At 32.9% G+C, this 15,149-nt stretch carries 15 protein-coding genes; 6 read left to right on the forward strand and 9 right to left on the reverse strand.

Features of this window, described 5'->3' with window-relative positions; translation table 11 throughout:
• Positions 1–7: 7 nt before the first annotated feature.
• The 7 genes from OJ995_RS11445 to OJ995_RS11475 form a co-directional block, all read right to left on the reverse strand.
• On the reverse strand, positions 8–4,036 hold the full coding sequence (locus OJ995_RS11445) for a beta strand repeat-containing protein (RefSeq protein WP_349292871.1): 4,029 nt from the start codon (positions 4,034–4,036) through the stop codon (positions 8–10).
• Positions 4,024–4,383, reverse strand: coding sequence for a delta-60 repeat domain-containing protein (locus OJ995_RS11450; protein ID WP_264369542.1), 360 nt, complete (start codon positions 4,381–4,383; stop codon positions 4,024–4,026). Before OJ995_RS11450 ends, OJ995_RS11445 begins: the two co-directional genes overlap by 13 nt.
• 305 nt (positions 4,384–4,688) lie before the next feature.
• Positions 4,689–5,864: a hypothetical protein gene (locus OJ995_RS11455; protein ID WP_264369543.1), complete on the reverse strand. Its 1,176-nt coding sequence runs from the start codon at positions 5,862–5,864 to the stop codon at positions 4,689–4,691.
• A complete protein-coding gene (locus OJ995_RS11460; protein ID WP_264369544.1) occupies positions 5,861–6,226 on the reverse strand; it encodes a response regulator in 366 nt (121 codons plus the stop codon). The genes OJ995_RS11455 and OJ995_RS11460 overlap by 4 nt, the downstream gene beginning before the upstream one ends.
• Before the next feature lie 61 nt (positions 6,227–6,287).
• On the reverse strand, positions 6,288–6,608 hold the full coding sequence (locus OJ995_RS11465; RefSeq protein ID WP_264369545.1) for a hypothetical protein: 321 nt from the start codon (positions 6,606–6,608) through the stop codon (positions 6,288–6,290).
• Positions 6,605–6,943 carry a hypothetical protein gene (locus tag OJ995_RS11470; protein ID WP_264369546.1) on the reverse strand — a complete coding sequence of 113 codons (339 nt, stop codon included), beginning with the start codon at positions 6,941–6,943 and terminating at the stop codon, positions 6,605–6,607. The genes OJ995_RS11465 and OJ995_RS11470 overlap by 4 nt, the downstream gene beginning before the upstream one ends.
• A gap of 201 nt (positions 6,944–7,144) precedes the next feature.
• Positions 7,145–7,777: a hypothetical protein gene (locus OJ995_RS11475; protein WP_264369547.1), complete on the reverse strand. Its 633-nt coding sequence runs from the start codon at positions 7,775–7,777 to the stop codon at positions 7,145–7,147.
• An 807-nt stretch (positions 7,778–8,584) separates the two neighbouring features.
• Here OJ995_RS11475 and OJ995_RS11480 point away from each other — a divergent pair.
• Positions 8,585–8,809, forward strand: a complete 225-nt coding sequence (locus OJ995_RS11480; RefSeq protein WP_264369548.1) for a hypothetical protein — start codon at positions 8,585–8,587, stop codon at positions 8,807–8,809.
• 131 nt (positions 8,810–8,940) lie between these two features.
• Positions 8,941–9,522 carry a non-canonical purine NTP diphosphatase gene (locus tag OJ995_RS11485; protein WP_264369549.1) on the forward strand — a complete coding sequence of 194 codons (582 nt, stop codon included), beginning with the start codon at positions 8,941–8,943 and terminating at the stop codon, positions 9,520–9,522.
• On the opposite strand, the gene OJ995_RS11490 is transcribed toward OJ995_RS11485, so the two are convergent.
• Positions 9,491–10,105 (reverse strand): trimeric intracellular cation channel family protein, encoded by a 615-nt coding sequence (locus tag OJ995_RS11490; RefSeq protein WP_133606195.1) that lies wholly within the window; start codon positions 10,103–10,105, stop codon positions 9,491–9,493. The two genes, OJ995_RS11485 and OJ995_RS11490, sit on opposite strands and share 32 nt — an antisense overlap.
• 182 nt (positions 10,106–10,287) lie before the next feature.
• Between OJ995_RS11490 and OJ995_RS11495 the strand changes: the two genes are divergently transcribed.
• Entirely contained in the window at positions 10,288–12,189 is a 1,902-nt protein-coding gene (locus OJ995_RS11495) for a DEAD/DEAH box helicase (protein WP_264369550.1), read from the forward strand.
• 85 nt (positions 12,190–12,274) lie between these two features.
• Positions 12,275–13,048: a carboxypeptidase-like regulatory domain-containing protein gene (locus OJ995_RS11500; RefSeq protein WP_264369551.1), complete on the forward strand. Its 774-nt coding sequence runs from the start codon at positions 12,275–12,277 to the stop codon at positions 13,046–13,048.
• A 1-nt stretch (position 13,049) separates the two neighbouring features.
• Here the strand turns inward: OJ995_RS11500 and OJ995_RS11505 are convergent, their stop codons facing one another.
• On the reverse strand, positions 13,050–13,727 hold the full coding sequence (locus tag OJ995_RS11505; protein ID WP_264369552.1) for a TrmH family RNA methyltransferase: 678 nt from the start codon (positions 13,725–13,727) through the stop codon (positions 13,050–13,052).
• Positions 13,728–13,781: 54 nt separating this feature from the next.
• On the opposite strand from OJ995_RS11505, the gene OJ995_RS11510 reads away from it, so the two are divergent.
• Together OJ995_RS11510 and OJ995_RS11515 are read left to right on the forward strand one after the other, a co-directional pair.
• Positions 13,782–14,312 (forward strand): RNA polymerase sigma factor, encoded by a 531-nt coding sequence (locus OJ995_RS11510; RefSeq protein WP_111567511.1) that lies wholly within the window; start codon positions 13,782–13,784, stop codon positions 14,310–14,312.
• Complete coding sequence (locus OJ995_RS11515; RefSeq protein WP_264369553.1) at positions 14,305–15,090, forward strand: anti-sigma factor; 786 nt, start codon at positions 14,305–14,307, stop codon at positions 15,088–15,090. Before OJ995_RS11510 ends, OJ995_RS11515 begins: the two co-directional genes overlap by 8 nt.
• Positions 15,091–15,149 lie beyond the last annotated feature (59 nt).

Raw genomic sequence — 15,149 nt, forward strand, 5'->3', positions numbered from 1 at the left:
CCGGTAGTCAAACTAGTATAAGCGGGTGCTGCCGAAACATAATCAAGAATAGCATCACTATAAAAGCAAGTGATACCGTACCTGTAGTTTGTGTGTGTGTACCTTGGTTTTTATAAATAACTTTGTAGGTAGCATCAAAACCAGGGCGTGCAGGGGTAACCGCAATAACCGTTACTTGTAAATCATTATGAGTACCATTAGCCGTAAAACAAAAATCTACTGTTTGATTACCACTCGTTGTACTAGCAAAAGTAGCCGTACCTGGTGCAGGAATAGTAAAATAAGCAGGGTTTGCTAATATAGGCGTAAGCGTATAAGTACCTGTAGCATAAATATAATTAAAATACCCACCTAAATGATTGGTAGGAGCAACAGCAGTACTACTGCCATTTGTTACCATTACCGTACCTGTTAATGTACCATCTGCAACAGTACAACCATTACTATCGGCATCATAAATAAAAGTACCCGAAACACTAGATTGATTTGTAGTTGAATGCAATCGTATTAAATAAGCGGAATCTACAATACCTTTGTAGGTGGTAAAAGTACCTCCTACAAGAGCAGTACCGTCGGGTTGTAACGCGATAGTATATACAATACCATTGAATCCTGTACCTGTAACAAAGCTAGCGTCATTACTTCCATTGGTATTTAATCGAATAGCTGAAATGGCACCTCCCACAAGCACTTTACCATCGGGCTGTAAAGTGACAACAGCTACCTGACCATTTAACCCTATGTCTATAAAACTAGTATCTCTAGTACCATCAGCATTTAATCGGATAATGTAATTGGCTGTTACGCCATTATAAGAAACAAACCAACCTCCTACAATTATTTTACCATCGGGTTGCGAAGCGATATCAATTGTATCAGAATTAAATCCTGTTCCTATAGTAAAACCAGCATCTCTCGTACCATTAGTATTTAATCGGATAAGTCTGTTGGCAGTTAAGCCATTATAAGATGTCAAACTACCACCTACTAGTACTTTACCATCAGGTTGCGAAGCGATATCAATTGTAACAGAATTAAATCCTGTTCCTATAGTAAAACCAGCATCTCTAGTACCATTAGTATTTAATCGGATAATTCTGTTGGCAGTTAAGCCATTATAAGATGTAAAACTACCACCTACTAGTACTTTACCATCAGGTTGCGAAGCGATATCAATTGTAACAGAATTAAATCCTGTTCCTATCGAAAAACCAGCATCTCTCGTACCATTAGTATTTAATCGGATAAGTCTGTTGGCAGTTAAGCCATTATAAGATGTCAAACTACCACCTACTAGTACTTTACCATCAGGTTGCAACGCAATAGTTTTAACCCAACCATTAAACCCTGTTCCTATATTGAAACTAGTATCTCTAGTACCATCAGCATTTAATCGGATAATGAAATTGGCTGATACCTCATTGTAAGCAGTAAAAGTACCTCCTACAATTATTTTACCATCGGTTTGCAACAAAATATAAAAAATTTGACCATTAAAAAACCCTGTTCCTATATTGAAACTAGTATCTCTAGTACCATCAGCATTTAATCGGATAATGTAATTGGCTGATACCTCATTGTAAGCAGTAAAAGTACCTCCTACAATTATTTTACCATCGGTTTGCAACAAAATATAAAAAATTTGACCATTAAAAAACCCTGTTCCTATAGTAAAACCAGCATCTCTAGTGCCATCAGTATTTAATCGGATAATTCTGTTGGCAGTTACGCCTTTATAAGATGTAAAACTACCACCTACTAGTACTTTACCATCAGGTTGCAACGCAATAGTATTTACATTATTATTAAATCCTGTACCTATATTGAAACTAGCATCTCTAGTACCATCGGCATTTAATCGGACAATACGGTTGCTTGCTACACCTTTAAACTCAAAAAAATCTCCACCAATAATCAGTTTACCATCCGATTGTGTTTGAGTAGCTCTTGTTGCATTATTAAACCCTGTAGTTAGCGTTCCTATTGAAGAAAAACTAGTATCTCTAGTACCACTGGTGTTTAATCGGATAAATTTATTGGATGATACATCATTATAAGAAGCAAAACTCCCACCTACAAGCATTTTACCATCGGTTTGCAAAGCAATAGTGTATACAGTACTATTAAACCCTGCTCCTATATTGAAACTAGTATCTCTAGTACCATCAGCATTTAATCGGATAATGTTATTGGCTGATACTCCATTGTAAGTAGAAAAAGTACCTCCTACAATTATTTTACCATCGGGTTGCGAAGCGATATAAATTGTATCAGAATTAAATCCTGTTCCTATAGTAAAACCAGCATCTCTAGTACCATTAGTATTTAATCGGATAATTCTGTTGGCAGTTAAGCCATTATAAGATGTAAAACTACCACCTACTAGTACTTTACCATCAGGTTGCAACGCAATAGTTTTAACCCAACCATTAAACCCTGTTCCTATATTGAAACTAGTATCTCTAGTACCATCAGCATTTAATCGGATAATGTAATTGGCTGATACCTCATTGTAAGCAGTAAAAGTACCTCCTACAATTATTTTACCATCGGTTTGCAACAAAATATAAAAAATTTGACCATTAAAAAACCCTGTTCCTATAGTAAAACCAGCATCTCTAGTGCCATCAGTATTTAATCGGATAATTCTGTTGGCAGTTACGCCTTTATAAGATGTAAAACTACCACCTACTAGTACTTTACCATCAGGTTGCAACGCAATAGTATTTACATTATTATTAAATCCTGTACCTATATTGAAACTAGCATCTCTAGTACCATCGGCATTTAATCGGACAATACGGTTGCTTGCTACACCTTTAAACTCAAAAAAATCTCCACCAATAATCAGTTTACCATCCGATTGTGTTTGAGTAGCTCTTGTTGCATTATTAAACCCTGTAGTTAGCGTTCCTATTGAAGAAAAACTAGTATCTCTAGTACCACTGGTGTTTAATCGGATAAATTTATTGGATGATACATCATTATAAGAAGCAAAACTCCCACCTACAAGCATTTTACCATCGGTTTGCAAAGCAATAGTGTATACAGTACTATTAAACCCTGCTCCTATATTGAAACTAGTATCTCTAGTACCATCAGCATTTAATCGGATAATGTTATTGGCTGATACTCCATTGTAAGTAGAAAAAGTACCTCCTACAATTATTTTACCATCGGGTTGCGAAGCGATATAAATTGTATCAGAATTAAATCCTGTTCCTATAGTAAAACCAGCATCTCTAGGACCATCAGTATTTAATCGGATAATTCTGATGTCAGATACATCAGTATAAGATGTAAAACTACCACCTACTAGTACTTTACCATCAGGTTGCAACGCAATAGTTTTTACATTATTATTAAATCCTGTTCCTATAGTAAAACCAGCATCTCTAGTACCATCAGTATTTAATCGGATAATTCTGATGTCAGTTACATCATTATAAGATGTAAAACTACCACCTACTAGTACTTTACCATCAGGTTGCAACGCACTAGTTTTTACATTATTATTAAATCCTGTTCCTACAACAAAGCTAGTATCTTGGCTACCATCGGCATTTAATCGGATAATTCTGATGTCAGTTACATCATTATAAGATGTAAAACTACCACCTACTAGTACTTTACCATCAGGTTGCAACGCAATAGTTTTTACATTATTATTAAATCCTGTTCCTACAACAAAGCTAGTATCTTGGCTACCATCGGCATTTAAACGGATAATTCTGTTAGATGTTACGTCATTAAAAGAAGTAAAATTACCACCTACAAGAATTTTACCGTCGGATTGCAACGCAATAGTTATTACAGCACCGTTAAACCCAGTACCTATATTGAAACCTGCGTCTGTAGTACCATCAAGCATTAAACGGATAATTCTATTGGCTGTTACGCCTTTATAAGTGGTAAAATTACCACCCACAAGAATTTTTCCGTCGGATTGCACTGCAATATCGTATACAAGATTATCAAATCCTGTTCCTATAGTAAAACCAGCATCTCTAGTACCATCAGCATTTAATCGGATAATTCTGTGGCAGTTACGCCATTATAAGCAGTAAAAGAACCTCCTACAAGGATTTTTCCGTCAGATTGTATAGCAATTGTTAGTACTTCACCACTAAACCCTGTACCTATATTGAAACTGGCGTCTCTAGTACCATCGGCATTTAAACGGATAATTCTGTTGGCTGATACGCTGTTATAAGCAGTAAAATCACCACCTACTAGTACTTTACCATCGGTTTGTAAAGCTGTAGTTGCTACTGAACCGTTAAACCCAGGCATAGGACCAAATGTTTGAGCTACATCTCCTGCTACTTGTGCCGTTGTGGCAAAAGAGCAAAGGAGCGTTAAAAAAAAGAATAGTTTTTTCATAAAAATAAATTTATTTAATATTAATATTTAAAATAATTTTGTTTGCCACTAGTAGTGGTTAAACAAATAAGCAGCTTACTGGCTACAAGCACAAAACGCAAGACACAAACTTGCCTAACTACAATAAATACAAGGAGCTGTTGTGGTTACAAAAACCAGCGTAAAGAAGTATTTTTATTTCATATAATTACCTAATTAATTTAAAACTAAAACTGTTTGCACACTAAATGCAAAATAAAATTACAGTAATTAATACAAGCCTTAACTCTTTATGATACAAACGGCAAAAACAATGAAATAACTGGCTAAAAACGAATAAGATGAGCTAGTAGTATTGTAAAATCTGCGCCATAATAGGCTGCCGGATAGGCTGCACCATTTACAAACAAAGTAGAAGTAGTAGGAACATCTAATAATGACACAAACACACTATTAGACTCAAAAGCTTTTTTAAAATCTTCAGAAAAATTAGGCTTCCCATGATTAACAAGCCATCTTGCTGCATCAAAATCTTCATACCAATCGTCTAACAAATCAAAAGATCTAGTTTCAAAAATTTTATAGGCAACTTGTAAATAATCAGTTTCTCTATCTATTGTATTAGGCACATTAAAAAAAATATCTAAACATATTTGATATGGCGAGGCAACTAATAATTCAAATACTCTTTGAAACAAAATTTTAGAAGCACCATCATGAAGATCTAAATACAACGTAAGATGCGTTTTGCCATTAGGGTTTCCTTTACTTATTACTGCTAAAGGATATTTTTTATCTGAAACATCAAAAACTTTTTTAGTATTTAAAACCAAATTAAACAACGCTTTATTTTTGTAAAAATCTTTATAAAAATCACAATTTGTTGCTTCAAGGGCTTGCTGTTTTACAATTCTAAAAAATAACTGTATCAATAAAAAACCTATAAAAACAATTAAAATAAAACAAAACAAACGATGATAATCTAGTACAAACAAAACTTCAATATTCATTACAATAAACAATTGCAACAAAAACAAAAAGAGGTATATAATACTAAAAACACACCATATTTTTACTATAAAAAATTGAAAATAAAACAAGTACAAAATAAAAGCACACGTCAGTAAGGTTAATCCAAAAAACAACGAATAATGAAAGCCAAAGAAAAACAAATAGAGCATTGAGGAACTAAAATATATTACAAAAATTTTAGCTAGCCACAAATACAATCTTGAAAAAGAAGACTCAGAAACAAATGGAGTTACGCCAGTTAAATAGTGAGTATCATTTAATTCATCATATAATTCAAAAATAGTCCTATCCTTATATCCTGTAACAACTCTTAATAAAGAAACCGAAAGCCAAGTTCCTAAATAAGCAATTACAAATAAAAACACAGAATAAACATCAAAAAAAAAGTAATTCAAATAGCTTAATAAACCACAAAATAATAGAAGAATACTATTTTGATAATAAAGAGAATAGTTTTTTTGAATCATCATTTTTTTGAAATATTAAACAAGACCTCATTTCTTATAAGTCTACCATAAATTTTGTTAAATGTAACAGCTATATTTTCTTCTGTATAAGGTCTTTCAATCGTATGCAAAACATTATAATCAAAAGAAACCAAAGCGTCCTTTAAATGAGAAACAGATAAAATAATACTAATGTTTTTCTGTTTTAGTTCTTTTAATAAAATCAAATCAACTCGGTTTTCAATATTAAAATCTAAAAAAACAATATCTGGTTTATTTTTTTTAATTTTAGTTAATGCATCATTAAAAGAACTCGAAGTCACTACAACTCTAAAAAGAGGTTTATACTGATTAATTTTTTTCTTTAAGCCATTTAATTCAACCAAAGAAGACTCTATAATCATAATATTAAAATACCGCATGATTAAATCAATTTATCTAAAACAATTACTTTTCATATTCTAAAGACATTAAATACGCAACAAGAGAATCTGGTGTATAAAACTGCATTTTAGGCCCTAATTTGTTTTCTTTTATAATATCAAGATTAATAACTACCATTAAAACATTGTCACACGTAAGACTATTCATGCTCATATCAACAAAATCAGAATAATCATATATTATATATATAATCTTGCAATCAAATGGCTTTCTTACACTTTTTAATCTTTTAATTTTTAATTTTTTATTAATCTTTAACATTTTTCCAGATAACAACATTCCATGAATGCTCTTTCTATCAATCAAGCAATAATCAAATTTCATAACAATCTTATTTCATCATTATTCATAATTTGAACCAGTTCATTTTTTAATTGTATTTTCATTTTGCTAATCTCCCAAGTATAAACATTATCAAAATCTTCAAAAAAACGCAACATATCTTTATCATTAGAGCAAACAACAATAAAAAAATCAGGTTGAAACAAATAAAAAAAATATAAAAAATCAGTTACATCATATAAAACAACAAAAGAGATTTTAACAGAAGTCAATTGCGTTTTATTTTTCTTTATTCTTATGAGAATATAGTCGCGAAGATTTTTTTTTAAATAAGAAAAAAAATATTTTTTCTTATCATAAACAATTACTTTACCCATCTCTTTCTCATTAAAAATTAATCATAAAAATATAATATAATTTCTTTTTCTATCGAAAAGATGTTACAGTTGTATTATATGATGTAATAATCGATAAAAAGAGAAATAATTTAATAATCGTAGTAACACATCACCCATATAAAAAAATACCCTCAAATAATAGCTATTATTTGAAGGTATTTTTTTTGTACAAAGCATAACTTAACTTACTTTCAATAAATTCAAAACATTAAAAGCTCCATTATTTAACATATACTGCACGCCATTCACTTCTTGAAAAAATTCAATCAATATAAAATGCATACCTGTACCAGTAGCCGTAGGTGCACTAACTGGAGTTAATACTGGCGAAATCATCCCATTCACTAATGGATATACTTCCTCTGAACTTTGGGTCAATTCATAAGCACCAGAAGCAAAATCGATACGCAAAAACCCAACTTGTAAGCTAAAATGGGTCGCCCCCTCAGGACTGCGCATTTGCTCCAATGGATTATAAGCAGCAATACTCACCGACCCAGTTACCATATCAACCGTAACAATAGAGTTCAATACACTGCCAAAAGTAGCCTTGGCATTAAAATCAAACCCTTCTAAGATAGAATTGGAGGAAGAACTGTTCAATCCTTCTGCAACATTTCGAGCTCCACGAGCACTCACGCTGTCCAAATTCTTAATTTGTCCCAAAACCTTCACAAGCCTACTCGTCAGTTTACTGTCTTTCGCTCGAAACACCATCGGCCCTAATGCCGTACGCAATAATTTTCCCGAACCTGCAATACTACCAAACTCCGCTCCGTTCTCTCGAGTACGAGCAAACGCAGGGTCGTTCATAATTCGGTTTTTACTCACACCACCTTTGGTGCGCACAAAGTACCCATCGGTACCTTTGTAGAAAGTAAGATCCTCCATCGTACCTTCTAACTTAATCAAGCTTTTTAATTTTGCCATGATTTAAAATATTTAATGATTTATAATAACGCAAAGATAGCCACGTCTAAAGGGAGCCCTTGCAAATACTGCCGATTAAGAAAACTATTGCATTCTTTTTCGTAAAATAATCCAATACCTACAAAAACTACCAAAAACCACAACAATTGCCATTTTTGCACAAAAAAGAATTTAATAAATTGAAAATAAGACAATTACAAAATCAGAAAAGAAATTATAAAAAGCGCTAAAAAACACCTCGAGTGTATGCCGAGTGTATGGAGAATGTATGAAAAGGGTATCCCGAGTGTATGCCAGAAGTATAGAAGAGATATTGTAGAGATAAAGAAAAGGTTACCTAAAAAGAAAAAAGAGGAACAAGTCATTATACAATACAACCATCTGAAAAATCGGCTTTTTCATTTTTAATAAAACAACAAAAAGTGGTAAAAAATGGCAAAAAGTTGACAAAAAAAGAGTTTTTTAGACCAAAACTATGCAAAAAATAGCAATTTTAAACAATTTCGATTGTTGAAAACTTGATCCAATTGTTAAAAAGTTCAAGAAACAACTTGTTAATTTATTCCTAAATTTGTAAATATAATGTTAGCAAAAAGTAAAATTCAGCTAACGCAATTCAAATTAACTAACAAATTCAAATTATCATGGGAAAATTAAATTACAACACTGTCAAACAAAAGGGTATAAGCCATGTCAAGAACAACCTTAAGAATTTGCATCACTACTAAAGACATTATTAGCATAGAAGAATGTTCTCCACGTACCGCTTCTCAAAAGATGAGCGACATGCGTGTCTACTTCAATAAAATAGAAAAAAGGTGCAAACTAACATTCCGTGAATATGCAAACTACACAGGCATTCCAATAGAAGAGCTTGAACCTTTTCGTTTACCCCCAAATTACAAAGCAGCATAAATCAATAATAAAAGTACATCAAATGCATAATTGTTTTTTTTAAGAAATAATCTGATTTCATTTCCCTCAATACTTTAGAACAAAGAGTTAACTTTCTCAAAAATAAAAAATAACTTTGCTCTAAAAACTTTATGAAACTCGTATTCGCATCCAACAACAAAAATAAAATTCAAGAAATTCAGGCTTTAGTTCCAAATACTATTCAAATTGTGAGTTTGGAAGAAATTGGTTGTACAGAAGATATCCCAGAAACAGCTGATACAATTGAAGGAAATGCAATTTTAAAAGCCAATTATGTTACAGAAAAGTATGGTTACGATTGTTTTGCTGACGATACCGGTTTAGAAGTTGAGGCTTTGAATGGAGCTCCTGGAGTGTATTCCGCACGATATGCAAGCGAACAAAAAGATGCGAATGATAATATGGATAAGCTTTTGTCGGAATTAAAAGATGAATCGAATCGAAAAGCTAATTTTAAAACGGTGATTGCGTTAAATCTGAATGGAAAACAAAACTTATTTACCGGAATCATCAACGGAAAAATCATTGAAGAAAAAATTGGCACAAACGGTTTTGGTTACGACCCAATTTTTGTAGCTGACGGATATGAAAAAACTTTTGCCGAATTAAGCATGGAAGAAAAATCAACCATCAGTCACAGAGGAATAGCAGTTAAAGAGCTTATTCTTTTCTTACAAAAACTGTCCCAATAGGTAAACTCCAGTTGTATTTAAAAGCAATCAATCGGAACGAGATAATAAAAACCGCTACTATTAATGAAATAATATCGCTTTGTATTTGTAATTCTTGTAAAAGAAAAAATAGAATTCCTCCCGCAATACAAAGCGTTGCATAAATTTCCTTTCGGAATAAAACTGGAATTTCGTTACAGAGAATATCACGAATTACACCGCCAAAAGTAGCTGTTAAAGTTCCCAAAATCACACAAATAACCGGACTTAAGCCAAATTCTAATCCTTTTTCTAAACCTATTAAGGTAAAAACACCTAATCCAATGGTATCGAATAAGAACATCGAAATACGCAAACGTTCTAAATAACGATTGAATATTATAGAAAGTAGAAAGCCTGTTGTAATAATATATACATAATCGATATCTAACATCCACCCTACCGGCGTTCTTCCTATTAATACATCGCGAACTGTTCCACCACCTAATGCTGTTACAAAAGCAATACAATACACACCAAACAAATCCAATTTCTTATAAATAGCAGTTAATGCTCCTGAAATAGCAAATACTAAGGTTCCAATAATATCTAACAGTTCAAACATGGCTCTTATTTTGATGCAAAAATACCTTACTTTCTAATTTTTCCATTGTAATTTGAGCAATAAAACATATTTTATAAAATATGTGAAAAAGAAAAAAATCGTAACAAATTGAAAATCAATATCTAACAAATTAGTTTATGTGATTTATAAACCGTACCTTTGCACCCAATTTAAAATATTATATGAATAAATTTGAACAATTAGGATTGAATGAGTCGCTACTGCTGGCGATTAAAGATCTAGGATTTGAGAATCCGTCAGAAGTGCAAGAAAAAGCGATTCCAGTACTATTGGAACAAAACACAGATTTAGTTGCCCTAGCGCAAACAGGTACAGGGAAAACCGCAGCTTTTGGTTTCCCGCTAATTCAAAAAATTGATGCTGAGAATAGAAATACACAAGCATTAATTTTATCGCCAACACGTGAATTATGCTTACAAATCACCAACGAGATTAAATTATACTCAAAGTACATAAAGGGGTTACATACAGTGGCTGTTTATGGTGGTGCAAGCATTACAGAACAAGCTAGAGAAGTTAAACGTGGTGCACAAATTATTGTGGCAACACCAGGTAGAATGCAAGACATGATTAACAGAGGTCTTGTAAACATTAAAAACATCGATTTTTGTATCTTAGATGAGGCAGATGAGATGTTAAACATGGGATTCTACGAAGACATTTGTTCCATTTTATCGGACACACCAGATGAGAAAAACACTTGGTTATTCTCTGCAACTATGCCTGCTGAAGTAGCGCGTATAGCAAAACAATTCATGTCGTCTCCAGTAGAAATTACTGTGGGTAGCAAAAACTCAGGTTCGGCTACAGTATCACACGAATATTACTGTGTGAATGCTCGTGACCGTTACGAAGCTTTAAAACGTTTAGCAGATGCGAACCCAGATATTTTCTCGGTTGTATTTTGTAGAACTAAAAGAGACACACAAGCGGTTGCTGAAAAACTTATCGAAGATGGTTATAACGCAGCGGCATTACACGGAGATTTATCGCAAGCACAACGTGATGGCGTAATGAAATCGTTTAGAGGTCGTCAAATTCAAATGTTGGTTGCAACAGACGTTGCGGCTCGTGGAATTGACGTTGATAACATTACTCACGTAGTAAATTATCAATTACCAGACGAAATTGAAACCTACAATCACCGTTCAGGAAGAACTGGAAGAGCTGGAAAATTAGGAACTTCTATCGTAATTATTACGAAAAGTGAAATCAGAAAAATACACTCAATTGAGCGTATTATCCAACAAAAATTCGAAGAAAAAACAATCCCATCAGGAATTGAAATCTGCGAAATTCAGTTATTACACTTAGCAAACAAAATTAAAGACACAGAAGTTGATCACGAAATTGACAACTATTTACCAGCTATTAATGAAGTTTTAGATGGTTTATCTAAAGAAGAGTTAATTAAGAAAATGGTATCTGTTGAATTTAATAGATTCATCAACTATTACAAATCGAAACGTGATTTATCAGGTGAAAGAGGAAATGATAGAGAAAGAAGTTCTGAACCAAGAGAAATTAGAGCAGGTGATCCCGTTCGTTATTTCATCAACATTGGAGCAAGAGACGATTTCGATTGGATGCAATTGAAAGACTTTATCAAAGAAACTTTAGATTTAGGCAGAGATGACGTATTTAAAGTAGACGTTAAAGAAGGTTTCTCTTTCTTTAATACAGATGGAGAACATACTGACAAAGTAATGTCTGTTCTTAACGGATATGACATGAACGGTAGAAGAATCAACGTTGAGATTTCTAAAAATGATGGTGGCGGAAGACGTGACCATAATGGAAGAAACTCTGGCGGAGGTTTTGGTGGTGGAAGACGCGAAGGTGGCTTTAACCGTGAAAGAAGTGGTTCTGCTCCAAGAAGAGAAGGTGGTAGAGATGGCGGTTTCCGTAGCGATAGAGGTTCAGCTCCTAAAAGAGAAGGTGGCTTCAGAGGCGAAAGAAGCAGTTCGGCTCCTAAAAGAGAAGGCGGATTTTCAGATAGAGCGCCAAGACGTGCTGAAAGTGCTGGAGATTCTTCAAGACCAAGAAGACCAAGAAGAAGCTAACGATTTTCGTTAATTTTCTTATAAATTTATAGAAAACTACAAAATATCATCTTTAGATTCGTATTTTTGAATCAATAAATAAAGAATGAGATATTTTGTAGTTTTTCTTTTTGTACTAATTTCTAATTTTTGTTTTTCACAAAACGATTCGCTTGTGACGAACATTAAAGGTACCGTTATTCATAACGAAACAAAGCTTCCTATGGGCAATGTTCACGTTATTAACACTTCACGAGTAAAAGGAACTGTAACCACTCCTAGTGGAACATTCGAAATTGGTGCCAAAGTAAACGATACTATATTGTTCACGTATTTAGGTTATGAAACTGTTAAAGTAAAAGTAACTAACGACTGGATTAAAGAAAACCCAACCAAAATTTACTTGAGTGAAAAAGCTTATGTCTTAGACGAAGTTGTTGTTGCTAAATACAATTTAACAGGTTATGTAGAAGTAGACACAAGATTAATTCCAGTATCAGATGATTCTTATCGCTACAGTATTTCAGGACTAAAAACGGGTTATGAAGGTGGTGAATACAAACCAGGAGCGATTGCAAAAGTTTTAGGTTCCATTTCCAATCCTGCCGATTTCTTGTACAATGTATTTGGAAAACGTCCAAAAGAAATGAAAAAACTAAAAGAAATGAAGAAAGACGATACCGTTAGAAATCTTTTAGCTACTAAATTTGATAGAGAAACACTTGCTGCTTTACTAGAAATAAACAAAGATGACATTCCGCTGATTCTTCAAAACTGCAATTATTCAGAATATTTTATTCAAACAGCAAATGATTTACAAATCATGGACGCCATTAGCGCTTGTTATGAAGATTATAAAATATTAAAAAAGAATAAATAATTTATTCTGCATCGTTTTCTTTTAATTCGAAATACTTTCTCTCAATAAAATCAATATCTTTTATCGATTTTCGCGTCCAATCTAAACGTTTTTCTAAAACTTCTTCTTCTGTTAACTGCCAATTAATTTCCGATTGACGCAAACGATTTGTCACATCTTGAATAATAATAGCTGCTGAAACTGAAATATTCAAACTTTCGGTATAACCTACCATCGGAATTTTCAAAAATCCATCGGCTTGTTGAATCACTTCTTCAGACAAACCATTTCGTTCCGTACCAAAAAACAAGGCCGAAGGTTTAGAAATATCAAATTCATGTAACTTACAAGAATCATCATGAGGGGTTGTAGCAATGATTTGGTATCCTTTAGCTCTCATTTCATCAATACAACTTTGAACCGTATTAAAACGATTTACATCTACCCATTTTTGTGCACCCATTGCAATTTCAGTATCAATTCGTTTACCAAATTTTTGCTCAATCACATTCAATTCTTGAATACCAAAAACTTCACAACTGCGCATTACCGCACTAGTATTATGCAACTGATACACATCTTCCATCGCAATAGTAAAATGTTTTGTTCGGTTTTTCAATACCCTTAAAAAGCCTTCTTTTCTATTTTCAGTTATAAAACCTTCTAAGTATGTTAACAATTCTTGATTAAATTTCTTCATATTGCAAAAATAATACTACTTTTTTTATTATTTTAGACAAAAAAAGAAAATTGCATGACACAAGAAGAACTTTTACCCCTATTACTTAAAAAAGACGATAGGTCATTTACACTACTCTACGATAATTACTCGAAGAGTTTGTACGGAATTATTTTCAATTTAATTAAAGACAAAGAAGAAGCCGAAGATGTACTTCAGGAAGTTTTTGTTAAAATTTGGAAAAATATTGATACTTACAATACCTCTAAAGGCAGATTGTACACCTGGATGTTGAATATTGCACGTAATACTTCTATTGATAAATTACGTTCAAAAGGATTTAACAACAATCAAAAAAACCTATCTACCGATAATTTCGTACATATATTGGACGATAACTCTAAGACTATCAATAAAATAGATGCGATTGGAATTAAAGAGTTTATCAAGAAATTGAAGCCAAAGTGCATCCAACTAATTGATTTGTTATTTTTTAAAGGGTATACCCAACAAGAAGCATCTGATGAATTAGAGATTCCTTTAGGAACCGTGAAAACGCAGAACAGAAATTGTATGAATGAATTAAGACTAATGATCAATGAATAGTAGAGAATATATAGAATCAGGTATTTTAGAACTGTATGTATTTGGAAAACTTTCCGATGAAGAAATTGCGGAAGTCAACCAAATGGCAGCACAATATCCTGAAGTGAGAGAGGAAATTAAGGCTATTGAATCAGCAGTCATTAATTTATCACACAGTGTAGCACCTCATTTATCGGCAACTAATTTCGAAAAGATCAGAGCCGAATTATTAGGAAGAAGCAAAGTCGTAACTATGAAACCACGTTCCAATTGGTCACAATATACGGGTTGGGTTGCTGCAGCTGTATTAGTTGTTGGTTTTGGACTTCAATTTTATAAATTAAACCAAACGAATGAAACCTTGAATAACGTTTCTACACAAAAAGACTTATTACAAGAATCAGTTGTGGATTTAGAATTGAAGAAAAAAGAATCAGAAGAAGTTTTAGCCATTTTAAGAGATACAAGTAATATTGCCGTTGCTTTAGCTGGACAACAAGTAGCACCAAACGCATATGCGAAAGCGTATTACAACAAAAACACAAAAGAAGTATATATCGATGCATCTGGCTTACCAACTCCTCCTGAAGGAATGGTATATCAAGTATGGGCTTTAAAATTAGAACCTGTTTTAACGCCTACAAGTATCGGATTGCTTGATTCGTATGCAACAAGTACTACGAAAGTAATTAAAGTAGAAAACGCAAATGAAGCACAAGCTTTCGGAATTACATTAGAACCTGCGGGAGGAAGCGCTGGACCTACAATGGAACAACTCTATACCTTAGGAAAAGTATAATACTCAAATGCGTCTTTAAGGCGCATTTGTTTTTTAAAATTGCAAAAGAAAAGAAAAGA

The organism is Flavobacterium lacisediminis, from assembly GCF_025909975.1.
GTDB lineage: Bacteria > Bacteroidota > Bacteroidia > Flavobacteriales > Flavobacteriaceae > Flavobacterium > Flavobacterium lacisediminis.

Excerpts from the sequence above, each read along its gene's own strand:
- OJ995_RS11450 (WP_264369542.1), bottom strand. The coding sequence starts at position 4,383 with ATGAAAAAACTATTCTTTTTTTTAACGCTCCTTTGCTCTTTTGCCACA.
- OJ995_RS11490 (WP_133606195.1), bottom strand. The coding sequence starts at position 10,105 with ATGTTTGAACTGTTAGATATTATTGGAACCTTAGTATTTGCTATTTCA.
- OJ995_RS11495 (WP_264369550.1), top strand. The coding sequence starts at position 10,288 with ATGAATAAATTTGAACAATTAGGATTGAATGAGTCGCTACTGCTGGCG.
- OJ995_RS11465 (WP_264369545.1), bottom strand. The coding sequence starts at position 6,608 with ATGAAATTTGATTATTGCTTGATTGATAGAAAGAGCATTCATGGAATG.
- OJ995_RS11480 (WP_264369548.1), top strand. The coding sequence starts at position 8,585 with ATGTCAAGAACAACCTTAAGAATTTGCATCACTACTAAAGACATTATT.
- OJ995_RS11470 (WP_264369546.1), bottom strand. The coding sequence starts at position 6,943 with ATGGGTAAAGTAATTGTTTATGATAAGAAAAAATATTTTTTTTCTTAT.
- OJ995_RS11510 (WP_111567511.1), top strand. The coding sequence starts at position 13,782 with ATGACACAAGAAGAACTTTTACCCCTATTACTTAAAAAAGACGATAGG.
- OJ995_RS11505 (WP_264369552.1), bottom strand. The coding sequence starts at position 13,727 with ATGAAGAAATTTAATCAAGAATTGTTAACATACTTAGAAGGTTTTATA.
- OJ995_RS11515 (WP_264369553.1), top strand. The coding sequence starts at position 14,305 with ATGAATAGTAGAGAATATATAGAATCAGGTATTTTAGAACTGTATGTA.
- OJ995_RS11500 (WP_264369551.1), top strand. The coding sequence starts at position 12,275 with ATGAGATATTTTGTAGTTTTTCTTTTTGTACTAATTTCTAATTTTTGT.
- OJ995_RS11475 (WP_264369547.1), bottom strand. The coding sequence starts at position 7,777 with ATGAACGACCCTGCGTTTGCTCGTACTCGAGAGAACGGAGCGGAGTTT.
- OJ995_RS11485 (WP_264369549.1), top strand. The coding sequence starts at position 8,941 with ATGAAACTCGTATTCGCATCCAACAACAAAAATAAAATTCAAGAAATT.
- OJ995_RS11455 (WP_264369543.1), bottom strand. The coding sequence starts at position 5,864 with ATGATGATTCAAAAAAACTATTCTCTTTATTATCAAAATAGTATTCTT.